Annotated in this window: 22 protein-coding genes and 1 pseudogene; 14 read left to right on the forward strand and 9 right to left on the reverse strand. The window is 72.0% G+C overall.

Annotated features, from left to right (window positions below; genetic code table 11):
* Nucleotides 1-34 precede the first annotated feature (34 nt).
* A complete protein-coding gene (locus ASD16_RS08035; RefSeq protein ID WP_055915141.1) occupies nucleotides 35-1,168 on the reverse strand; it encodes an alpha/beta fold hydrolase in 1,134 nt (377 codons plus the stop codon).
* Nucleotides 1,169-1,202: 34 nt separating this feature from the next.
* On the opposite strand from ASD16_RS08035, the gene ASD16_RS08040 reads away from it, so the two are divergent.
* On the forward strand, nucleotides 1,203-1,874 hold the full coding sequence (locus ASD16_RS08040) for an AIM24 family protein (protein ID WP_055915144.1): 672 nt from the start codon (nucleotides 1,203-1,205) through the stop codon (nucleotides 1,872-1,874).
* On the opposite strand, the gene ASD16_RS08045 is transcribed toward ASD16_RS08040, so the two are convergent.
* Together ASD16_RS08045 and ASD16_RS08050 are read right to left on the reverse strand one after the other, a co-directional pair.
* Complete coding sequence (locus tag ASD16_RS08045) at nucleotides 1,871-2,773, reverse strand: SDR family oxidoreductase (protein WP_055915147.1); 903 nt, start codon at nucleotides 2,771-2,773, stop codon at nucleotides 1,871-1,873. The genes ASD16_RS08040 and ASD16_RS08045 overlap by 4 nt on opposite strands.
* A gap of 87 nt (nucleotides 2,774-2,860) precedes the next feature.
* Nucleotides 2,861-3,124 carry a GlsB/YeaQ/YmgE family stress response membrane protein gene (locus tag ASD16_RS08050; RefSeq protein ID WP_055915150.1) on the reverse strand — a complete coding sequence of 88 codons (264 nt, stop codon included), beginning with the start codon at nucleotides 3,122-3,124 and terminating at the stop codon, nucleotides 2,861-2,863.
* Nucleotides 3,125-3,225: 101 nt separating this feature from the next.
* Between ASD16_RS08050 and ASD16_RS08055 the strand changes: the two are divergent.
* The 3 genes and pseudogenes from ASD16_RS08055 (at nucleotide 3,226) to ASD16_RS08060 (ending at nucleotide 5,526) form a co-directional block, all read left to right on the forward strand.
* Nucleotides 3,226-3,953, forward strand: a pseudogene (locus tag ASD16_RS08055) (DUF72 domain-containing protein).
* An 88-nt stretch (nucleotides 3,954-4,041) separates the two neighbouring features.
* Nucleotides 4,042-4,191, forward strand: coding sequence for a hypothetical protein (locus ASD16_RS21695; RefSeq protein WP_157453820.1), 150 nt, complete (start codon nucleotides 4,042-4,044; stop codon nucleotides 4,189-4,191).
* Between the two features lie 63 nt (nucleotides 4,192-4,254).
* On the forward strand, nucleotides 4,255-5,526 hold the full coding sequence (locus ASD16_RS08060) for a YibE/F family protein (RefSeq protein WP_235523167.1): 1,272 nt from the start codon (nucleotides 4,255-4,257) through the stop codon (nucleotides 5,524-5,526).
* Here ASD16_RS08060 and ASD16_RS08065 read toward each other — a convergent pair.
* Nucleotides 5,503-6,687: a YibE/F family protein gene (locus tag ASD16_RS08065; protein WP_055915152.1), complete on the reverse strand. Its 1,185-nt coding sequence runs from the start codon at nucleotides 6,685-6,687 to the stop codon at nucleotides 5,503-5,505. The genes ASD16_RS08060 and ASD16_RS08065 overlap by 24 nt on opposite strands.
* A 91-nt stretch (nucleotides 6,688-6,778) precedes the next feature.
* Between ASD16_RS08065 and ASD16_RS08070 the strand changes: the two genes are divergently transcribed.
* The 4 genes from ASD16_RS08070 (at nucleotide 6,779) to ASD16_RS08085 (ending at nucleotide 10,728) form a co-directional block, all read left to right on the forward strand.
* The gene (locus ASD16_RS08070) at nucleotides 6,779-7,594 is read left to right on the forward strand and encodes a class I SAM-dependent methyltransferase (RefSeq protein ID WP_055915156.1); all 816 of its coding nucleotides are present in this window, start codon (nucleotides 6,779-6,781) and stop codon (nucleotides 7,592-7,594) included.
* Between the two features lie 92 nt (nucleotides 7,595-7,686).
* The gene (locus ASD16_RS08075) at nucleotides 7,687-8,427 is read left to right on the forward strand and encodes an SDR family oxidoreductase (protein WP_055915159.1); all 741 of its coding nucleotides are present in this window, start codon (nucleotides 7,687-7,689) and stop codon (nucleotides 8,425-8,427) included.
* A 16-nt stretch (nucleotides 8,428-8,443) separates the two neighbouring features.
* A complete protein-coding gene (locus tag ASD16_RS08080) occupies nucleotides 8,444-9,361 on the forward strand; it encodes an RNA polymerase sigma-70 factor (protein WP_082570722.1) in 918 nt (305 codons plus the stop codon).
* 47 nt (nucleotides 9,362-9,408) lie between these two features.
* Complete coding sequence (locus ASD16_RS08085; RefSeq protein WP_055915162.1) at nucleotides 9,409-10,728, forward strand: NAD(P)/FAD-dependent oxidoreductase; 1,320 nt, start codon at nucleotides 9,409-9,411, stop codon at nucleotides 10,726-10,728.
* A 25-nt stretch (nucleotides 10,729-10,753) separates the two neighbouring features.
* Here ASD16_RS08085 and ASD16_RS08090 read toward each other — a convergent pair whose 3' ends face one another.
* Together ASD16_RS08090 and ASD16_RS08095 are read right to left on the reverse strand one after the other, a co-directional pair.
* Nucleotides 10,754-11,128, reverse strand: coding sequence for a DUF1304 family protein (locus ASD16_RS08090; RefSeq protein ID WP_055915165.1), 375 nt, complete (start codon nucleotides 11,126-11,128; stop codon nucleotides 10,754-10,756).
* A complete protein-coding gene (locus tag ASD16_RS08095; protein ID WP_055915167.1) occupies nucleotides 11,125-11,766 on the reverse strand; it encodes a maleylpyruvate isomerase family mycothiol-dependent enzyme in 642 nt (213 codons plus the stop codon). The genes ASD16_RS08090 and ASD16_RS08095 overlap by 4 nt, the downstream gene beginning before the upstream one ends.
* Before the next feature lie 69 nt (nucleotides 11,767-11,835).
* Between ASD16_RS08095 and ASD16_RS08100 the strand changes: the two genes are divergently transcribed.
* The 3 genes from ASD16_RS08100 to ASD16_RS08110 all read left to right on the forward strand — a co-directional run bounded on the left by ASD16_RS08100 (nucleotide 11,836) and on the right by ASD16_RS08110 (nucleotide 13,384).
* The gene (locus ASD16_RS08100; RefSeq protein WP_235523168.1) at nucleotides 11,836-12,270 is read left to right on the forward strand and encodes a MarR family winged helix-turn-helix transcriptional regulator; all 435 of its coding nucleotides are present in this window, start codon (nucleotides 11,836-11,838) and stop codon (nucleotides 12,268-12,270) included.
* A 23-nt stretch (nucleotides 12,271-12,293) separates the two neighbouring features.
* Nucleotides 12,294-12,956 carry a hypothetical protein gene (locus tag ASD16_RS08105; RefSeq protein ID WP_055915170.1) on the forward strand — a complete coding sequence of 221 codons (663 nt, stop codon included), beginning with the start codon at nucleotides 12,294-12,296 and terminating at the stop codon, nucleotides 12,954-12,956.
* A gap of 101 nt (nucleotides 12,957-13,057) precedes the next feature.
* Entirely contained in the window at nucleotides 13,058-13,384 is a 327-nt protein-coding gene (locus ASD16_RS08110; RefSeq protein ID WP_157453821.1) for a hypothetical protein, read from the forward strand.
* Here ASD16_RS08110 and ASD16_RS08115 read toward each other — a convergent pair.
* Nucleotides 13,371-13,955 (reverse strand): DinB family protein, encoded by a 585-nt coding sequence (locus tag ASD16_RS08115; protein ID WP_055915176.1) that lies wholly within the window; start codon nucleotides 13,953-13,955, stop codon nucleotides 13,371-13,373. The genes ASD16_RS08110 and ASD16_RS08115 overlap by 14 nt on opposite strands.
* Nucleotides 13,956-13,993: 38 nt before the next feature.
* On the opposite strand from ASD16_RS08115, the gene ASD16_RS08120 reads away from it, so the two are divergent.
* Together ASD16_RS08120 and ASD16_RS08125 are read left to right on the forward strand one after the other, a co-directional pair.
* Nucleotides 13,994-14,740: a S9 family peptidase gene (locus tag ASD16_RS08120; protein WP_200942881.1), complete on the forward strand. Its 747-nt coding sequence runs from the start codon at nucleotides 13,994-13,996 to the stop codon at nucleotides 14,738-14,740.
* 56 nt (nucleotides 14,741-14,796) lie between these two features.
* On the forward strand, nucleotides 14,797-15,906 hold the full coding sequence (locus ASD16_RS08125; protein ID WP_055915182.1) for a class I SAM-dependent methyltransferase: 1,110 nt from the start codon (nucleotides 14,797-14,799) through the stop codon (nucleotides 15,904-15,906).
* Here the strand turns inward: ASD16_RS08125 and ASD16_RS08130 are convergent.
* A complete protein-coding gene (locus tag ASD16_RS08130; protein ID WP_082570652.1) occupies nucleotides 15,832-17,535 on the reverse strand; it encodes an MFS transporter in 1,704 nt (567 codons plus the stop codon). The genes ASD16_RS08125 and ASD16_RS08130 overlap by 75 nt on opposite strands.
* A gap of 126 nt (nucleotides 17,536-17,661) precedes the next feature.
* On the opposite strand from ASD16_RS08130, the gene ASD16_RS08135 reads away from it, so the two are divergent.
* Entirely contained in the window at nucleotides 17,662-18,351 is a 690-nt protein-coding gene (locus ASD16_RS08135; RefSeq protein ID WP_055915185.1) for a hypothetical protein, read from the forward strand.
* A gap of 74 nt (nucleotides 18,352-18,425) precedes the next feature.
* Here the strand turns inward: ASD16_RS08135 and pyk are convergent, their stop codons facing one another.
* The gene (pyk, locus tag ASD16_RS08140) at nucleotides 18,426-19,862 is read right to left on the reverse strand and encodes a pyruvate kinase (protein WP_055915188.1); all 1,437 of its coding nucleotides are present in this window, start codon (nucleotides 19,860-19,862) and stop codon (nucleotides 18,426-18,428) included.
* Between the last annotated feature and the right edge of the window lie 13 nt (nucleotides 19,863-19,875).

The following is a 19,875-nucleotide window of genomic DNA, read 5'->3' on the forward strand; positions in this document are numbered from 1 at the left end:
TCCTGCGTCCTGCGCCCCCGCTGAGCGGCGCGAGTCAGCCGTCCGCGCGGCTCGGGAAGCACACGTCGCACCAGTGGTACCCGGCCGGTCGCGCGCCGACGGGCCACCGGTTGCGCGCCGCGATCCTCGACACCCACACGCACGGGTGGTCCAGGGAGTGCGTCTCGTGGGTGCGGCGGTTGGCGAGCAGCCGCTCGCTGTCGGACGACACCGTCACCCCGCACTGCGGCTGACCGCCCAGGCGGTGGAAGCCCCCGAGGAACCCGCCGGCGAAGAACTCCTGCTCGGGGGTGAGGTCCAGCTCGGGCGGCACCAGCGACGAGGGCACCTCGACCGCGAGGTTGGTGGCCAGCTCGGGCGGCAGGTACCGGGCGAAGAACATCGTCACCAGGTCCGCGGTCGCACCGGCGATCTCCGTGCACACGCCCGCTCCCGGCCGGCACGGGACGTCGATCTGCTCGCTCAGGTAGTCCCAGTGCTCGCCCTCGTCGAACACCACCCGGTGCCGCGGCCGGTGCATCCCCTGCCACTGCGCCTCGGTCAGCTGGCTGAACAGGTCGAAGCCCAGGCCCCAGACCAGCAGGGTCGGCAGGTCCAGGAGCGGTAACGGGAAGGGTGACCCGCCGAACCAGTCCTGCCATCCGCCGCTCAGCCCTGCGTACGCGCCGATCTCGCGCCCGAGCGCGAACCGGGCGCCCAGCATCGCGCCGAAGCTGTGCCCGACGACCCCCGTCGCCGGGGGCGGGAGCAGCACGTCCCGGTGCTCCCACCCGGTGCGCACCCAGTCGAGCACCGCGTCCAGCGTGGCCTCGTCGGGGTGCTCGGGCACCGACGGGTTCTGCCCGCCCTCGTTGCCGGCCAGGCGCGGGACGACCACCACGTAGCCGCTGCGCGCGAGCATGGCCGGGATGAGGAACCAGCGCCGGTAGTGGTCGGTGTCCTGGGCGCAGTGGCCGTGCGCGAAGAGCACCACCGGGTACCGCCCGCACCCCTCGAGCAGCGGCGCGGACTCGACGGCGCCGTCCAGGCTCGGGAAGAAGATCCGCAGGTCGACGGGTGCACCGTCGGCCGGCCCGAGCGAGCGGACGCCCCAGAAGACGGGCGCGAGCGCCTGCGGCTGCCACCCGATCGGGCAGCTGGCGGGCGGTGGGACCGGGCTGTCGACCACCCGACCAGTGTGGCCCGGCCGATAGCATGCGTCGATGCGCAGCTCACTCTTGCAGAATGCGGAACTGTCCACCGAGCCCGGCAGCTTCGTGCTCCAGAACGGGCGGATGCTCAAGGTCGATCTCGCCGGTACCGGCGGGTTCTTCTACGCCAAGCAGGGGTCGATGGTCGCCTACCAGGGCGAGGTCGACTTCAACTACCAGGGCAGCGGCGGCGTCGCCAAGATGTTCAAGAAGGCCTTCACCGGCGAGGGCATGTCCCTGATGAAGGTGTCGGGCAGCGGTGACGTCTTCCTGGCCCAGGACGCCGACGAGATCTTCATCGTCCACCTCGAGGGCGAGAGCGTGACCGTCAGCGGGTCGGCCATCCTCGCGTTCGAGAGCACCCTGACCTGGGACATCAACCGGGTCGAGGGCGCCTCGATGCTGTCCGGCGGGCTGTTCAACACCACCTTCACCGGTACCGGCGCGCTGGCCGTGACCGCGTACGGGACCCCGGTGGTCCTGCAGGTCGACGTCCCGACCTTCGTCGACATGCAGGCGGCGGTGCTCTGGTCGACCTCGCTGAAGTCGACGGTCCGCAAGACCGCCAAGCTCGGCGCCGCGATCGGGCGCGGGTCCGGCGAGGCCTACCAGCTCGGCCTCACGGGCGCGGGCTTCGTGGTCGTGCAGGCGTCCGAGGGACACCCCGTCGTGAACCAGGGCTAGAAGACCGGCTTCCCGCCGGTGACCCCGAGGACCGTCCCGGACACGTACGACGCGGTCGAGTCGGCGGCGAGGAACACGAACGCGGGTGCGACCTCGGCCGGCTGGCCCGCGCGTCCGAGCGGGGTGTCCGTGCCGAACTTCTCGACCTTCTCCGAGAACTGGGTGGCCGGCTGCAGCGGCGTCCAGATCGGGCCGGGTGCCACCGCGTTCACGCGGATCCCGCGCGAGCCCAGCTCGGCGGCCAGGTTGACCGTCACGTTGTTGATGGCCGCCTTCGTCGACGCGTAGTCGAGGAGCGTCTCGGACGGCTGGTACGCCTGGATCGAGGAGTTGTTGAGGATGACGCCGCCCTCGCCCATGTGCTCCAGGGCCGTCTGCGTGACCCAGAACAGCGCGTACAGGTTCGTCTTGAAGGTCCGGTCCAGGTCGCTCGAGGTGATGTCCGCGATGGACTCCCGGCGCGCCATCTGGAACCCGGCGTTGTTCACCAGGACGTCGAGCCCACCCAGCTCGGTGACCGCCTTCTTCACAGCCGCCCGCGCCGCCTGCTCGTCCGTCAGGTCGGTCGGGACCTGCACGCACCGTCGGCCGGCCTGCTCGACCCACCGCACGGTCTCGTCGGCGTCCACCTGCTCCTGCGGGAGATAGACGATCGCGACGTCGGCACCCTCCCGGGCGTACGCGATGGCGACCGCCCGCCCGATACCTGAGTCACCGCCGGTGATCAGCGCTCGCCGGCCGGTCAGGAGCCCGTGGCCCTCGTAGCTGGTCTCCCCGTGGTCCGGGGTCGGGCTCATCGGCTCGGTCAGGCCGGGTGGCTGCTGCTGCTGCGCGGGGAAGGACACGTCTGCTCCTGCGAGTACGTCCGTCATCACGCCGGACTTCTTCGGCTGCTTCATGGTCGGTCGAGCGAGCCGGACTCGCATCCCGGGACGGCGAGAGCGGCCCACCCCGCCGGTGGACCGCTCTCGTCGGACGGTGTCAGGTCAGCGACGACGACCCGAGCCCGCGACGATCGCCACGCCGATCGCAGCGAGGACCACCTGGAAGAGCAGCTCGATCCAGTCGATGCCGTCCGTCGTCTGGACACCGACGAGGCCCGCGAGCCAGGTGCCCAGGAGCGCGGCGACGATGCCGACGATGATCGTGACGAGGATCGAGATGTTCTGCTTGCCGCGGACGACCAGGCGGCCGAGGACGCCGATGATGGCGCCGATGATGATCGCGGAGATGATGCCTGCGGGGGTCATGATGAGGCTCCTCACGGTGATGATGCGCCGGGTACGGCGACGAGTGAATCTAGGGGTGATTCGTCCGGTCCGCGCGCTGAGTGGGGAGGTTTCATCCGAAGGTGAGCATCCGCATCGGTACGTCGGGCTGGTCCTACGACCACTGGGAGCACGTCCTGTACCCACCCGGGCTCCGTCGTGGGAGCGCCTGGGCCGCTACGTCCACGAGTTCGACACGGTCGAGCTCAACGCGAGCTTCTACCGCTGGCCCCGGGACTCGACGTTCGCCGGCTGGCGGCGACGGCTCCCCGACGGGTTCGGCATGTCGGTGAAGGCCTCTCGCGGCCTCACCCACGCCAAGCGCCTGTACGCGCCCGAGGGCTGGTCGGACCGCATCGCGCGCTCGTGGCACCAGCTCGGCGACCGGCGCGAGGCGCTGCTCGTCCAGCTCCGGCCGGACCAGGAGCGCGACGACGCACGGCTGGACTGGTTCCTGGGTGCGTTGCCCGACTGGGTCCGCGTCGCCGTCGAGCTGCGGCACCCGTCATGGCAGGACGACGAGGTGTTCGCGATCCTGGAGCGGCACGGCGCCGCCAACGTCGTGATGAGCGGCGCCCACCTCCCGTGCGTGCTGCGGGCGACCGCACCCACCGTCTACGTGCGGCTGCACGGCCCGGACCACGAGCACCTCTACGGCGGCTCCTACTCCGACGACGACCTGCGCTGGTGGGCCGACCGGATGCGCGAGTGGTCGGACGGTGGCCACGACGTCCTCGCCTACTTCAACAACGACGGAGGCGGGAACGCCGTGCGCAACGCCCGCACGCTGCGGTGGCTCCTGGGCACCTGACCTGGACGTCCGTCGCTCGGCGCGCGCGGACGCCGAACCGGTCCTACGCTCGCCTCTCGCACGAAGGCCGAACGACGAGGAGGTCGAGATGCACAGCGACGACAGGATCGTCCACGACGTCGGCGACGACGACACCCCGGTGGTCCGAGATGTCCGGGCCGAGGCCGAGGCCGAGCTGACCGATGCCGAGAAGATCAAGGCCGACGGGATCGACGAGCAGAACGTCGACCCCCGCTAGGACCCGCACGGCAAGGCGCCGCAGCCCTCGGGCTCGGCGCCTCGCTCATGCACAATCGACCCCGTGATCGCACCGGACGAGCCGACCGCCCCACCGCCGACCCGCCGCCGCCGCTCCCCCAGCGCGTCCCGCGCCGCGCTCGTGCTCGGCCTGGTGCTCGGACCGCTCCTGCTGGCCGCGGTCGTCGGCATGATCCTGACGTGGCCGCACGACGACGGCGGGACCGGGCAGCGCGCCGGGCTCGTCGACGTCGGCGTCGAGCACGTCACCGCGACCGTCACCGGGACGAGGACCGAGCAGTGCGAGTCGACGGTCGAGGACCGTCTGCCGGACGGCTCGCAGCCCGACCAGGTGCCGTGCCTCCAGGTCCTCGCGACCGTCACGTCCGGCGCGCAGTCCGGTTCCGACATCGAGGTGTGGGCGACGGCGACGCTCACCGCTGCGGACGTCCCTGCGGGGACCCGGATCGTCGTCCAGCACTACCCGGCGGCCGACGGAGCGCCCGAGGCGTGGGCGTGGTCCGACTTCGCCCGCGGTGTCCCCCTGGCCACCCTCGCGCTGGCCTTCGTGCTGATCACCGCGCTCGTCGCCGGGTGGCGGGGAGTGCGCGCGATCGTGGGGCTGGTGCTCGCGTTCGTGGTGCTGTGGCAGTACGTCCTGCCGGGGCTCATCGCCGGGGAGGACGCCGTCGTGCTGGCGCTGTGCGGGTCGGCGGTGATCATGGCCGTCGTGCTGTACCTCGCGCACGGGTTCTCCCTGCGCACCAGCACGGCGCTCCTGGGCACCCTCACCGGGCTGCTGCTCGTCGGAGCGCTCGGCGCTCTCGGTGCGGACGCGGCGCACCTGACCGGCGCGACGACCGAGGAGGACTACCGGCTGGCGGCGCTCCTCGGCGACAACGGGGCGGCGGCGTTGCGCGGCGTCTTCCTCTGCGGCGTGGTGCTCGCCGGTCTCGGCGTGCTGAACGACGTCACCATCACCCAGGCCTCGGCGGTGTGGGAGCTGCGCGCCGTCGACCCGCGCGCGACCTGGCGTGGCCTGTTCACGGGCGGCATGCGGATCGGCCGGGACCACATCGCATCCACGATCTACACCATCGCCTTCGCCTACGCCGGCGCCTCCCTGCCGGTCCTCCTGCTGCTGCAGATCTATGAGCTGCCGCTGGGCCAGACCCTGACCAGCGGGCAGTTCGCCCAGGAGATCGTCCGCACCCTGGCCGGTGCCATCGGCCTCATCCTCGCCATCCCGTTCACCACCGCCATCGCGGCCGGCGTGGCCCTTGCGCAGGCGCCGGCGGAGCTCCGCCGCGCCTCAGCGCACAGCCACGTCCACTAGAGCGGGCTCCGGCTCGGCCACCGCCGCGGGCCGTCCGGACCGCACGACCCAGGCAGCGATCGCCGTCGTGAGCGGGATCGCCAGCACCAGGCCGATCGACCCGACGAGCGTCCGGGCCACCTCCTCGGCCAGCTCCCCGCTGGTCAGCGCGTCGAGCATCGAGCGGTCGGAGATGCTGACCAGCAGGACCAGGGGCAGGGTCGCGCCGACGTAGGCGAAGACGATCGTGTAGACGGTCGACGCGATGTGGTCGCGGCCGATCCGCATGCCGCGGCCGAACAGCTCGCGCCAGCCCGCCCCCGGCGAGCTGCCGTGCAGCTCCCACACCGCGGACGCCTGCGTGATCGTCACGTCGTTGAGCACCCCGAGCCCGGCGATGACCATGCCGCACAGCAGGATCGCGCTCATCCGCGCCTGCGGGGCGTACGACAGCAGGTCGAGCGCGTACTCCCCCGACAGGCCGGTCAGGTGCGCCGCACCGCTCGCCCACGTCGCGAGGAACCCGGTCGCGAGCAGGCCGAGGAGCGTGCCGACGAGCGCCGTCGACGTCCGGAACGTGAAGCCGTGCGCGAGGTACAGGACGACGAACATGATGGCCGACGACGTCACCAGCGCCACCGGCAGGGCCGGCTTGCCCTCGAGCAGCGCCGGCAGCATGAACGCCCCGATGACACCCATCGAGATGCCGAGCCCGACCAGCGCCGCGAACCCACGCCACCGGGCCACCGCGACGACCAGCACCGCGAACACCGCGGCGAGCAGACCGAGCGGCGGGCCGCGCACGAAGTCCGTGAAGACGAGGCCCGACTCCGGCGTCCCCATGCTTCCGAGGTCGGCGGCGATGATCCGGTCGCCCGGGTGGATCTCGGGCAGGTACTCCGGCGGGACCTGGACCCAGGCGCTGGTCCCGTCCGCCGTCGCCGCGCGGACCTGGCGCAGCGGGTCGGAAGCGTTCGGGAAGACCTCCACCACGGTCACCGTCGGGAACGTCATGCCCGGCGGAGACGTCTCCAGCACGGGCCGCTCCCCGGTCGGCCACAGCACCCACGCGCCCACCAGGGTCACGAGCAGTGCGGGGACGAGGATCGCGGTGAACACCCGCCGAGCGTGCCGACGTACCTGCGGTGACGCGGGCACGACGTCGTGGGTGTGTGCGCTCATCGCCCCAGGATCCGTCGGCGCACGCCGGGACGCGGCCCGGACACGCCGCTGCACCCTGTCCCGGCAGCCTCGGTGCTGGCAGGGTGACGGCATGGGATCCCCGGACGGTATCGCCGGCGTGTTCGACCGGGCTGCGGACACGTACGACCGCGTGGGGGTGCCGTGGTTCGAGCCGATCGCCGCGGGTCTCGTCGCCGAGCTGGCGGTCCGGCCCGGCGAACGGGTGCTCGATGTCGGCTGCGGACGGGGCGCTGCGCTGCGGCCCCTCGCTCAGGCGTCCGGCCCCGACGGCTACGCGCTGGGGATCGATCTCGCCCCGCGGATGGTCGAGCTGACGAGCCAGGACCTGTCGGACCTGCCGCAGGTCGAGGTGCGGGTCGGTGACGCCCGCGCACCCGCCCTGCCACCGGCGTCCTTCGACGTGGTCGCGTCGTGCCTGGTGCTGTTCTTCCTGCCGGACCCCGCCGCAGCACTGGGCGCGTGGGCCGACCTCCTCGTCAGCGGCGGACGGCTGGGCGTGACCACGTTCGGCAGCCAGGACGAGCGGTGGCGCAGCGTCGACGCCCTCTTCGACCCGTTCCTCCCTGCGGCGATGCTCGACGCCCGCACCAGCGGGCGACGCGGTCCCTTCGCTTCCGACTCCGGGATGGAGGACCTGTTCCGTGGGGCTGGTCTGGCCGACGTCCGGACGGTCGGGGGTCAGGTCGAGGCGCGGTTCGACGACCCGGAGCACTTCCTGCGGTTCTCCTGGTCGCACGGTCAGCGAGCGATGTGGGAGGCCGTGCCCGAGGCGGACCGGCCGGCACTGCGCGCCGAGGTCGTCGACACCCTGGAGGCGATGCGCGACGGCGCCGGTGACCTCACGTTCGTGCAGCACGTCCGGCACACCCTGGGCGCCCGCGCCTGACGTGCGCGCGGGCCGGTGTCACGTCTGGGCGCCCTGCCCGGTCGAACGTGGTGACCAGCGCATCGCCGGTCACCGACACCGGAGGTTCACCCATGAAGATCGTCGTCATCGGAGGCACAGGGCTCATCGGCTCGAAGCTGGTCGCACTCCTCGCGGCCGCCGGCCACCGGGCTGTGGCCGCGTCGCCCGGCACCGGCGTCAACACCCTGACCGGCGACGGGCTGGCCGAGGCGATCACCGGCGCCGACGTCGTGGTCGACGTGTCGAACTCCCCGTCCTTCGAGGCGGCGGCGGTCCTGGAGTTCTTCACGACCTCGACCCGCAACCTGCTGGCCGCCGAGGCGGTCGCGGGCGTCCGGCACCACGTGGCGCTGTCGGTGGTCGGCACCCAGCGCCTGCCCGACAGCGGCTACTTCCGCGCGAAGATCGCACAGGAGCGGCTCATCGAGAGCTCCCCGATCCCGTTCTCGCTCGTGCACGCGACCCAGTTCTTCGAGTTCGTCGCCGGCATCGTCGACTCCGCCACCGACGGCTCCACCGTGCGCCTGGCGCACGTGCTGATCCAGCCGATGGCCGCGGACGACGTCGCCGCGGCGCTCCGGGATGTCGCCGTGGGCCCTCCGACCAACGGCCGGGTCGACATCGCCGGTCCGGAGCGGTTCCGGCTCGACGACCTCGGCCGCCGCTTCCTGGCCGCCCGCGACGACGCGCGCGCGGTCGTGACGGACCCTGCGGCGACGTACTTCGGTGCCGTGCTGGAGGAGGACACCCTGGTCCCGCTGGGCGAGGCGACGCTGGGGAGCACCCGCCTCCAGGACTGGTCCGCCCGGTGACCCCTATCTTGTGACGGTGACCAGCGAGACCACCGACAACCCGGGCGCGCCGGCGGCAGGGTCCAACGCCAACGTCCCGGAGTCGGACCTGGCCGCGTTCGAGGACGTGCGTCCGCGGCTGTTCGGACTCGCCTACCGGATGCTGGGCAGCGTCGCGGAGGCCGAGGACGTGGTGCAGGACGCGTGGCTGCGCTGGCAGAGCACGGACCGCCGCGTGGTGCGCAACCCCGCGGCGTTCCTCACCACCACGACGACCCGGCTCGCCATCAACGCGACCACCTCGGCGCACGCGCGGCGCGAGACGTACATCGGCCCGTGGCTGCCCGAGCCCGTGGACACCAGCGCGGACCCCGCGCTGGGGGCCGAGAAGGCGGAGGCGCTCGAGCTGGCGGTGCTCCTCCTGCTGGAGAAGCTGGGTCCGACGGAACGTGCCGCCTACGTGCTGCGGGAGGCGTTCGGGTACTCCTACCGGGAGATCGCCGACGTCCTGGACACCTCGGAGGTCAATGCCCGGCAGGTGGCGCGACGGGCGCGGGAGCACCTCGACTCCGAGCGCTCGGCCCCCGCGTCCCCGGCGCAGCAGCGCCGGCTGCTGGAGTCGTTCGTCGCGGCGGCCCGGGCCGGGGACCTCGACGGGCTGGAACGCCTGCTCGTCGACGACGTCGTCGTGCGGCCCGACGGCGGCGGTGAGGTGCACGCGTCGCGCGTCGAGCTGGTCGGCGCGGCGCGGACCGTCACGTTCCTGGACAACATCCTGCGCAAGTACTGGCAGGACTCGACCCTGCGGATCGTGGAGGCCAACGGGGGCGCCGCTCTCCTGGTCACCTCGGAGACCGGCGAGCCGCAGGCGGTCGTCGTGCTGGACGGCTCCGAGCGCGGGATCGAGCACGTCTACATCGTCGTCAGCCCCAGCAAGATGCGGCAGTTCGCCTGAGACTGTCACGTTCCGGCGCCCTGCGCGGTCGAGAAGGTGTGACACACATGAAGAAGAAGATCGTGATCGTCGGCGGTGGCTACGCCGGCTTCTACGCCGCGTGGAACCTGGAGAAGACGCTGCGCCCGGACGAGGCGGACATCACCGTCATCGACCCGCGTCCGTACATGACGTACCAGCCGTTCCTGCCCGAGGTGATGGCCGGGTCGGTCGAGGCCCGTCATGCCGCGGTCTCCCTGCGCAAGCACCTGCGTCGCAGCACGGTGGTCGCGGGCGAGGTGACCCGGGTCGAGCACGCGCGCCGTGCCCTGCAGGTCCGGCCCGCCGACGGCGGCGACGTCGAGCTCGGCTACGACGTCATCGTGATCACCGCCGGGGCGGTCACCCGGACGTTCCCCATCCCGGGGATCGCCGAGCATGCCATCGGCATGAAGCACGTCGAGGAGGCCGTCGCCATCCGCGACACGCTCCTCACGTCGTTCGACCGCGCCTCCGTCCTGCCGCCCGGACCCGAGCGGCAGCGGCTCCTGACCGTGACGTTCGTGGGGGGTGGCTTCTCCGGCGTCGAAGGCTTCGGCGAGCTGCTGTCGCTGGCCACGTCACTGCTGCGCTCCTACCCCGAGCTCTCGCTCGCGGACCTGAGCTTCCACCTCGTCGAGGCCGCGGGACGGATCCTGCCCGAGGTCACCGACGAGCCGGGACGGTGGGTGGTGCGCGCGCTCGAGGAACGTGGCGCCCACGTGCACCTCAACACGCAGCTCGTCTCGGCCGTGGGCGGCCACGTCGTGCTCTCCACGGGCCAGGAGTTCGACTCCGAGCTCATCGTCTGGGCGGCCGGCAACGCCGCGAACCCGGTGGTCGCCCAGCACACGGACCTCCCGGTCGACGACCGAGGCTTTCTGCGCGTGCGCGCGGACCTGCGCATCGGCACGGCGCAGGCCGCGGTGCCCGACGCATGGGCCGCCGGGGACGACGCCGCCGTCCCGGACATCGCCGTCGGCACCCCCGGTGCCCGCACCGTCCCGAACGCCCAGCACGCCGTGCGCCAGGGCAGGCACCTCGCGGCGAACGTCGCCGCCGTGCTGCGGGGCAAGACCCCGAAGGACTACGCGCACCAGAGCCTGGGCGTCGTGGCCACCCTCGGCCTGGGCCAGGGCGTCTTCCAGTACCGGCGGCTCGTCATCCGTGGCTTCCCCGCGTGGGTCATGCACCGCGGCTACCACGTCCTGGCGGTCCCCACGTGGGAGCGCAAGGTCCGCGTGCTGGCCGTGTGGTTGGCCGCGGCGGTCTTCGGGCGGGACATCGTCTCGCTCGCCAGCGTGCAGCACCCGCGGGACGCGTTCGTCCGCGGCGGGGCGCCCCGGTAGGACGCACCCACCGGCACGCACTCGGTCAGGCGAGAGTGGCGACCACCACGACGAGCGCCGGCACGCTCTCGCCCAAGGCACTCATCCACAGCCTGCGCTCGGAGACATAGAGGACCGCGCCGAGGAGCACATGGCTCGCGCAGACGACGAGCACCAGCGCGCGGCCCACCGCTGGGTCCCCGACGTGCAGGAGCAGGACACCGAGCAGTCCCGCGAGACCGAAGCACAGGTTGTAGAACCCGACGTTGACCGCCCACATGCGGACGGCGGGCACGTCCTCCCGCTCGATGAGGAAGATGGGGTACAGGGCCTCGCGGTCGTGGAAGAAGACCTCGAGGACCCACATGACGACGAGGACGAGCGAGACCAGCACCGCGACGACCTGTGCGAACGCGTTCACGACCTGACTCCCTTGCCGGCGGCGAGCTGCAGGACCGAGGTCCCGGGGATCTTCCTGACAGCGGCGGTCCTCCCGGTGAGGAGCAGGAGGAGCGCCTCGACCGGACCCTCCACCGGGCGCCCTCGGCCCGCCGACCACCGCGTGTCGGTGGCGACGAGCCGGTACCCCGCGAGGCGCCGACGGGCATGGAACGGGAACGGCCGCCGCCACACGAGCGTCGCGGCGACCGCGGCGGCATCGGCGGGCATCGCGTGGCGGCGCCCGAGCGGGACTGCGATGTCCTGGGTGTGCACCAGGACGTCGATCAGCGGGTCGACGTACGTGGTGCCGACCGGGTGCCTGCGGGACCCGGCGAACCGCCGGTAGTCGTCCACGATCTGGTCCGTCGGACGGGTCGATGACCGGGTGGCCTCCAGGAACAGGGCGCGGTCGACGTCACCGCGAGCCGCCAGCATCGACCGGACGACATCTCGCGCGGTGGCCTGCGGCGACGAGATCACGTGAGCGGCCACGTCGCGTACGGTCCACCCCGCGCAGAGCGATGGCGTCTGCCACTCGTCGTCGCTGAGCGAGGTGAGCATCGAGGCGAGGGCGGCACGCTCGGCGTCGATGACCCGCCACGTCGCGTCCCGATCCATCCCGCACCCCATTAGTACGATACTCTGTCTAGATTAGACAGTGACACTGACTAACGTCAAGGAGTCGTCGTGGATGCGTCGCCCAACGTCGGGCTGCTGCTCTTCCTCCCCTACAGAGCGATGGAGTCTCGGGTGCTCACGACGCTCGCCTCGGTCGGGTACAGCGACATCACTCTCGCGCAGGCCCGCGTCTTCCAGCGCATCGGCCCCGACGGCACCCGGCTCACCGACCTCGCCGAGCAGGCCCAGGTGACCAAGCAGACCGCCGGCTTCCTGGTCGACCAGCTCGAGCGCACCGGCTACGTCCGGCGCGTTCCCGACCCGGCCGACGGGCGCGCCCGCCTGGTACGGATCACGGAGCGCGGCGCCGCGGCGCAGGAGACTGCGGCAGGAGTCGTCGCTGCGATGGAGTCCGAGTGGGAGCAGCACCTCGGATCCCGGCGCATGGCGGCGCTGCGTGAGACTCTGCTCCGGCTCCGGGAGATCACCGACCCCTACGCCTGACCGCGCCCTGCCAGGATGGGCGGGTGACCTCCCCTGAGCCGGCCCTCACAGCGCGACGCTGGCGCAGCCGGCGGTCCGCCGCGGTCGCCGGGATCGTCTTCGCGGTGCTCCTCATCGCCGCGCTCGTGCTGATGCGGCTCGCGGTCGCGGGCGAGACCGTCGGCCAGATCGAGCTCGACCCCGGCCGGCGCGCCCTCGTGCGTCTCGCCCTCAATCTCGTGCCGTTCGCCGGGATCGCGTTCCTCTGGTTCATCGGGGTGGTCCGCGACCAGCTGGGCGAGGTCGAGGACCGTCTCTTCTCGACCGTGTTCCTGGGCAGCGGTCTGCTCTTCCTCGCGATGCTGTTCCAGGGCGCGGTGACCGCGACGAGCCTCGTCGCGATGGTGTCCGGACCCGACCTCGACGGCGGTGTCTGGACGTTCGGGCGCGGCACGACGGAGGCCCTGATCTCCGTGTACGCGATGCGGATGGCCGCGGTGTTCACGCTGTCGGTGAGCACGGTCGCGCTGCGCACGGCAGCGGTGCCCCGCTGGGTGCCGTTCAGCGGCTACGCGGTCGCACTCGTGCTGCTCCTCGTCGCCGGCCAGAACAAGTGGGCGCAGCTCGTGTTCCCCGCCTGGGTCCTCGTGCTCAGCGTCGCCATCCTGCTCACCCCCGGCCGTGCGCGTCCCGCCGTGGCTGGGTGAACCTGCAGGTCCAGCCTTCTCCCCTCGGCACCCTCGCCTCTAACGTGGACAAACCGGACACCGCGACACGCGCGGTGTCCGCCGTCCATCAGGGGGAACTCATGGCACGTCTCCGCATGTCGCTCACGGCTGCCGCGCTCGCCGGCGCCGCACTGCTCGCCTCGGCCGGACCGGCCGCAGCGTGCCGGACCGACCCGCAGGCCGACCCGACCACGTGGGAGTACGGCGGGGTCTACGACTGCACCAAGGCGGCCGTCGGCCACGGTGTGCGCACCTACACCAAGCCGTCGCCGGTCGCGTTCGTGGTGATCAAGACCGGGAAGACGTACTTCGTGAGCGACCTGGGCGACGCGAACGAGGGAGACCGCACCTATACGTTCGACAAGCCGATCCGGTTCGTCATCAGCTGCGACTTCACGGACGCGTAGACCCGGCCGCGGCCTGCCGCGCGGCAGCCTCGAGCTGCTCGCGGTAGGCCGGCCAGTCGATCGTGGGGATGTTCGGGTCGTCCTGCCGGCTGCCGACGGCGCCGTCGACGAGCTCGCGCACGATGTCGGCGTGGCCCGCGTGGCGGGCCGTCTCGACGCACAGGTGCACCAGGATCTGGTGCAGCGTCACGTCCCGTCGGTCCTGGGGCCACCAGGGCACCTGTCCCGGCGCGTCCAGCGGCAGGGCCTCGATCGTCGCGTCGCCGTGGGCCGCCGAGAACTCGTGGAGCTCCAGGATCTCCTCGCGGGTCTCGTCGGCGGTCGCCCACATGTCCGCGTTGACGTCGGCGTCGTCGGCCTCCCACGGGAGGTCCCGCCCGCTCGGACGCCCGAACACCGCGCCGAGGTAGCCCAGCTGGACGCTGGCCACGTGCTTGACCAGCCCGAGCAGGTTGGTACCCGTCGGGGTCATCGGCCGTCGGATGTCGTACTCGCCGAGACCGTCGAGCTTGCCTACGAGGCTCGTCCGCTGGGCCCGCAGGTACCGCAGCAGGGTGTCCTTGTCGTCCATCCCGCCACTATGCCGTGCACGCTGCGTACTGTCCGGGTGTGGAGACCCTCCGGTACGGCAACCACCCCGACCAGGTCGTCGACGTCACGTTCCCACCGGGAACGACCCGACCGCCGCTCGTCGTGCTGCTGCACGGCGGCTTCTGGCGCGTCGCGTACGACCGGACCCATCTGGGCGCCGTCGTCGACGCGCTGACCACCGAGGGTGTCGCCGTCGCGAACGTCGAGTATCGCCGGGTCGGCGGTGGCGGGGGCTGGCCGTCGACCTTCGCCGACGTCGGCGCGGCGATCGACGCCGTGCAGGTCGCGCTCGCCGACCGTGTCGACCTCGGCTCCGTCGCCTACGTCGGGCACTCCGCCGGCGGCCACCTGGCCCTGTGGGCCGCCGTGCGGGACCAGCTCCCCGCCGGTGCGCCCGGTCGCACGGAACGTCCGCCGCTGGTCCGTGGGGTGGTGGCCCTGGCGCCGGCCGCCGACCTGGCTGCGGTGGACCGGCTCGGCCTGAGCGACGGGGTGGTCCGCGAGCTGCTCGGCGGCAGCCCGACGACCGTGCCCGACCGGTTCGCCGCGACCGACCCCGCTGTGCTCGGCACCCCGGCCGCCACCACCGTCGTCGTGCACGGTCCCCTCGACGATGTCGTGCCCGTCGAGGTGGCGCGGAGCTACTGCGCCCGGACCGGGGTGTCGCTGGTCGAGGTCCCGGACACCGGGCACTTCGAGCTGATCGATCCCGCCTCGGCGGCGTGGCCGGTCGTCCTCGCCGCGCTGCGGGACGTCCTGGGCTGACGCAGCCCCGCGCACTGGGCCAGACTCGGGAGATTCGCGCACCGCCGGGAGGAACCATGAGCACCGACCTCTTCGAGACCCCAGCAGCCGACGCCGAACCTGCGGTCTTCGCCGACAGGCTCCTGGCCGCCACCCTCGGCGGGATGGACCTGGTGGCGATCCATCTCGGCCGCAGCCTCGGCTGGTACCAGGCGCTCGTCGACGACGGGCCGCTCACGTCCGTCGACCTGGCAGCCCGGACCGGCACCCAGGAGCGCTACGTGCGTGAGTGGCTGGAGCAGCAGGCCGTGGGCGGCTGGTTGCTCGTGGAGGACGACCCTGCTCTCGGCGCGACCCAGCGTGGGTACCGCGTCGCACCCGGGGCCGTCCCGGTCCTGACCGATCCCGACAGCCCGCTGCACGTGGCACCCGTGGCGGGGTTCGTGATCGCGGCGTGCCGTCGGATCGACGACCTCGCGGCGGCCTCCCGTGCGGGCGGCGGCGTCAGCTGGTCACAGTTCGGGGACGACGCCCGCACCGCCCAGGCCGCGCTCAACCGCCCGCTCTTCCTGGACGAGCTGCCCCGTCAGATCATCCCCACCATCCCCGAGCTGCACACCCTCCTGGCCGGTGCCGCACGCGTCGCGGACATCGGCACCGGCGAGGGATGGTCGTCGATCGGCCTGGCAGCCGCGTTCCCGACGTCGACGTTCGAGGGCTTCGACGTCGACGAGCCGTCCGTGGCGGCCGCGAACGGGCACGCCGCCGGCCGTGGGCTCGACGGCCGCGTCACGTTCTCGGCCGTCGACGCCGCCCGGCTGCACGAGAGCCGTGCCGGCGCGTTCGACGTCGTCATGGCCTACGAGTGCGTCCACGACATGCCGGACCCCGTGGGCGTGCTGGCGGCGATGCGGGCGATCGCGCGCGACGACGGCTACGTGCTGGTCATGGACGAGCGGACCGCCGAGTCGTTCGCCGCACCCGCCGACCCCGTGGAGCGGCTGCTGTACGGGTACTCCATCGTGTGCTGCCTGCCGGACGGTCTGTCGACCCCGGGAGGCGTCGGGACGGGGACCGTGATGCGCCCGTCCGTCCTCGCCGGCTACGCCGAGTCAGCCGGGTTCTCGCGCGTCGAGGTCCTCCCCGTCGACCACGAGATGTTCCGGTTCTACCGGCTCCACCTCTGAGGACGCCTCGTCCGGCGGCCCGGCCGAGCCGACCGGCTCCGACCCCACCGGCGCGGTGGGCAGAAGGCGGGAGAAGTAGAGCGCGAGGGCCGCGATCACGGCGAGCACCGCGAGGCTCGCGCGCAGGGCGTCGATCCGGGCGGACTCGTTCTCCGCGACCACCGCCTCGACCTCGTCAGGAGGGAGCCCGGCTTCGTCGAGCGCCGTCTCCAGCTGCGCGTCGGAGACGAAGGGCACGCCCGACGCCAGCTGGACGCTCGCGGTCTGCGCGACCTCGGCGCTCACCCCGGGGTTGGAGCCGAGACCGACGAGCAGGGTCGACGTCAGCGTCGCGATGAGGATCGACCCGGCGACCGCGGTGCCCAGCGACGCCCCCAGGTTGGTCATCGTGTTCTGCACCCCACCGACGTCGCCCGCGTCCTTGTCCGCCACGGCCGAGACGGTCACCGCCCCGAGCTGCGACGACAGCGCCCCCACGCCGAACCCGGCCAGCAGCAGCGGCACGGCGACGATCTCCGCGCCCGCCCCCACCTCGAGCGCACCCATGAGCGCGACGATGCCCAGCAGCATGCTCACCAGGCCCCAGCGGACCACCTCCCGCGGGGAGGCGGTCGGGAAGAACCGCGGGATCCCGACGGCGGCGACCAGCAGGGACACGGACAGCGGCAGCAGCCGGACGCCGGTCTGCAGAGCGGTCAGGCCCAGCGCGATCGACAGGAAGAGCGGCACGACGAAGAACAGCCCGGCCTGGATCATGAACTGGAAGAAGAACATCGTCAGGCCGCCCGCGAGCCGGGCGTTGCGCAGCATCGCAGGGCGCACGAGCGGCTCACGACCAGCAGCGACCATCCGGTTCTCCCACGAGAAGAACAGCCGCAGGACGACGATGCCGGCCAGCACCAACCAGATGGTCGGTGACAGGCCGAGCCAGGACGGACCTCCCTCACGCGTGAGGACCCACCCCCACTCCCCCGAGCGCAGCACCCCGAAGACCGCCAGCCCGAGGCCGAGGGCCGACAGGACGGAGCCGAGGTAGTCGAGGCGGAACCGCGCCTCCGGCTCGGCGTCGGCCAGCTTGCGGGTGAGCGCGAGGATGCCGATGACCAGCACGACCTCGCCGGCGAACACGTAGCGCCAGGTCCAGTAGGTGGTGACGAACCCGCCGATCAGCGGTCCGGCCGCCACCGCGATGGCGCCCGCCGAGGCGACCAGGCCGTAGGCCCTCGGGCGGTCCTTCGACGCGAAGTTCGACGCCACCAGCGCGACGATCGCCGGCATGATCAGCGCCGCCCCGAGCCCTTCGAGCACCGACCAGCCGATGATCAGCACCGTGAGGCTCTGCGCGATCGACGTGACGAACGAGCCGCACGCGTAGATCACGCACCCGATCGCGAACGCCCGCCTGCGGCCGATCAGGCTGCCGATCTTCCCGCCGGTGATCATCATGCTCGCCATCACGAGCGTGTAGAGCGTGATCGCCGTCTGGATGCCCGTCACGGTCGTGCCGACGTCCGCGGCCACCTGCGCGATGGACACGTTCATCACCGAGCTGTCGAGCGTCATGAGGAACTGCGCGGTGGCGAGCGTGAACAGGACGAGCCCCGCCGCTCCGCCGGACTTCTGGGTCATCGGGCACCGCTCCCCATCTGCGCCACGTCCTCCGAGCCCGGACGACCGGACCCCAGAGGTACCACCACCAGCCCGTTCACCGCTACGGACCAGGCGCTACGCTGCCGGAAACCGAGGGGGTGGGCAGTGGGCGAGACCGCTGAGCCTGCGCAGGTCACAGAGTCCGGCTGGTATCGCCATCTCGACCTGATCGCGACGATCCTGCTCGCCGTCGCGACGGTGCTGACCGCCTGGTCGGCGTTCCAGAGCAGCCAGTGGGGCGGCGTCCAGGCCATCGCCTACAGCGCCGCCTCCCGTGAGCGCGCCGAGTCCAACCAGGCCGCGACCCTCGCGGGCCAGCAGACCACCATCGACGTGCTGCTGTTCACGGACTGGCTCGCGGCCCTGCACGCCGAGGGCGACGCCGTCCTGCCGGAGCCGTACGTGCCCGACCCGGACCAGTACTCCGGGTTCCTCTTCGAGAGGTTCCGAGCCGAGTTCCAGCCCGCGGTGCACGCCTGGCTGGCCGAGGACCCGCTCACCGACCCCGACGCGCCGCCCAGCCCGTTCGCGATGGACGAGTACGTGCTGGCCTCGACGACCGAGTCGGTCCGGCTCGACAAGGCGTCCGAACGCTCCGCAGCCCTGGCCCGGGTCGCCATCGAGCGCAAGGACCACTACGTGCTGGCCACCGTCCTGTGCGCGTCGGTCCTCTTCTTCTCCGGCATCGGCTCCAAGCTGGGCTCCCCCCGCAAGCGCACCGCGATGATCGCGATCGGCGGCGTCGTCCTGCTCAGCACCGTGGCCGTGCTCGTGACGTTCCCCGTCCAGGTCTGAGAACCTCCCCGGACGAGGTTCGGCCCCGCGTGCAGGGCGCGGGGCCGAACGGGTCGTACGACGAACGAGGGGCGTCAGGCGACGCGACCGGTCGCGTTCTCCTCGTCACCGATCTTGTGCACGACGATCGAGTTGGTCGAGCCGACCACGCCCACCGGCGCACCGGCGACGACGACGACGTAGTCGCCGACCTCCGCCAGACCGTTGGCCCGCAGCGTCGAGTCCACCTGGCTCACCATCGCGTCGGTGTTCTCGACCGAGGGCACGTTGTACGTCTGGACGCCCCAGCTGAGCGACAGCACGTTGCGCACGTCGTCGACGGGCGTGAACGCGAGCAGCGGGATCGCCGAGCGCAGACGCGACATGCGCCGCGCCGAGTCGCCCGACTGCGTGAACGTCACCAGGTACTTGACGTCGAGCGTCTCGCCGATCTCCGCGGCGGCACGGGTGATCGCCCCACCGCGCGTGTGCGGCGTCGAGCCCAGGGGCGCGATCCGCTCGCGGCCCAGCTCCTCGGTCGCCTCGATGATCCGCGCCATCGTGCGCACGGTCTCGATCGGGTAGTCGCCCACGCTCGTCTCGCCCGAGAGCATGACCGCGTCGGCACCGTCGAGCACCGCGTTGGCGCAGTCCGAGGTCTCGGCGCGGGTGGGCCGCGGGTTGTTCGTCATGGACTCGAGCACCTGCGTGGCCACGATGACCGGCTTGGCGTTGCGACGGGCCAGCTCGACCGCACGCTTCTGCACCAGCGGCACCTGCTCGAGCGGCAGCTCGACGCCCAGGTCCCCGCGGGCCACCATGATGCCGTCGAACGCGGCGATGATCTCGGCGAGGTTCTCGACGGCCTGCGGCTTCTCGATCTTGGCGATGACCGGGACGACCCGGTTCTCCTCCTCCATGATCCGGCGCACATCGTCGTAGTCGGCGGCGGAGCGCACGAACGACAGGGCGATGATGTCGGCGCCGACGTTGAGGGCCCAGCGCAGGTCGTCCGCGTCCTTGTCGCTCATCGCGGGCACAGAGACGGCCACGCCCGGCAGGTTGAGGCCCTTGTTGTTGGAGACGGTGCCGGGAACCTCGACGCGGGTGACCACGCGGGGGCCCTCGACGGCGGTCACGCGGACCAGGACCTTGCCGTCGTCGATGAGGATCGGGTCGCCGACCCGAGCGTCGTCCGTGAGGCCCTTGTGGGTCGTGGAGACGAGCTCCTTGGTGCCCTCGACGTCCTCGGTCGTGATGGTGAAGGTGTCACCGACGGCGAGGTCGTGCTTGCCCGCGGTGAACCGGCCGAGGCGGATCTTGGGACCCTGCAGGTCGACGAGCACGGCGACGGAGCGCCCGGAAGCCTTGGCAGCGGCTCGGACGTTGTCGTACACGCGCTTGTGGACCTCGGTGTCGCCGTGGCTGCGGTTGAGCCGCGCCACGTCCATCCCGGCGTCGACGAGGGCCTGGATCTGCTCGGCAGACTCTGTGGCGGGGCCGATGGTACAAACGATCTTTGCTCTACGCATGACAGCGAGCCTA

This window comes from Cellulomonas sp. Root485, assembly GCF_001426705.1.
GTDB lineage: Bacteria > Actinomycetota > Actinomycetes > Actinomycetales > Cellulomonadaceae > Cellulomonas.

Bases quoted from the DNA above. Each gene is read 5' to 3' on its own strand.
- ASD16_RS08110 (WP_157453821.1), top strand. From the start codon at position 13,058: ATGGCACGTCTCCGCATGTCGCTCACGGCTGCCGCGCTCGCCGGCGCC.
- ASD16_RS08065 (WP_055915152.1), bottom strand. From the start codon at position 6,687: ATGAGCGCACACACCCACGACGTCGTGCCCGCGTCACCGCAGGTACGT.
- ASD16_RS08040 (WP_055915144.1), top strand. From the start codon at position 1,203: ATGCGCAGCTCACTCTTGCAGAATGCGGAACTGTCCACCGAGCCCGGC.
- ASD16_RS08130 (WP_082570652.1), bottom strand. From the start codon at position 17,535: ATGACCCAGAAGTCCGGCGGAGCGGCGGGGCTCGTCCTGTTCACGCTC.
- ASD16_RS08085 (WP_055915162.1), top strand. From the start codon at position 9,409: ATGAAGAAGAAGATCGTGATCGTCGGCGGTGGCTACGCCGGCTTCTAC.
- ASD16_RS21695 (WP_157453820.1), top strand. From the start codon at position 4,042: ATGCACAGCGACGACAGGATCGTCCACGACGTCGGCGACGACGACACC.
- ASD16_RS08095 (WP_055915167.1), bottom strand. From the start codon at position 11,766: ATGGATCGGGACGCGACGTGGCGGGTCATCGACGCCGAGCGTGCCGCC.
- pyk (WP_055915188.1), bottom strand. From the start codon at position 19,862: ATGCGTAGAGCAAAGATCGTTTGTACCATCGGCCCCGCCACAGAGTCT.
- ASD16_RS08070 (WP_055915156.1), top strand. From the start codon at position 6,779: ATGGGATCCCCGGACGGTATCGCCGGCGTGTTCGACCGGGCTGCGGAC.
- ASD16_RS08115 (WP_055915176.1), bottom strand. From the start codon at position 13,955: ATGGACGACAAGGACACCCTGCTGCGGTACCTGCGGGCCCAGCGGACG.
- ASD16_RS08125 (WP_055915182.1), top strand. From the start codon at position 14,797: ATGAGCACCGACCTCTTCGAGACCCCAGCAGCCGACGCCGAACCTGCG.
- ASD16_RS08045 (WP_055915147.1), bottom strand. From the start codon at position 2,773: ATGAAGCAGCCGAAGAAGTCCGGCGTGATGACGGACGTACTCGCAGGA.
- ASD16_RS08050 (WP_055915150.1), bottom strand. From the start codon at position 3,124: ATGACCCCCGCAGGCATCATCTCCGCGATCATCATCGGCGCCATCATC.
- ASD16_RS08075 (WP_055915159.1), top strand. From the start codon at position 7,687: ATGAAGATCGTCGTCATCGGAGGCACAGGGCTCATCGGCTCGAAGCTG.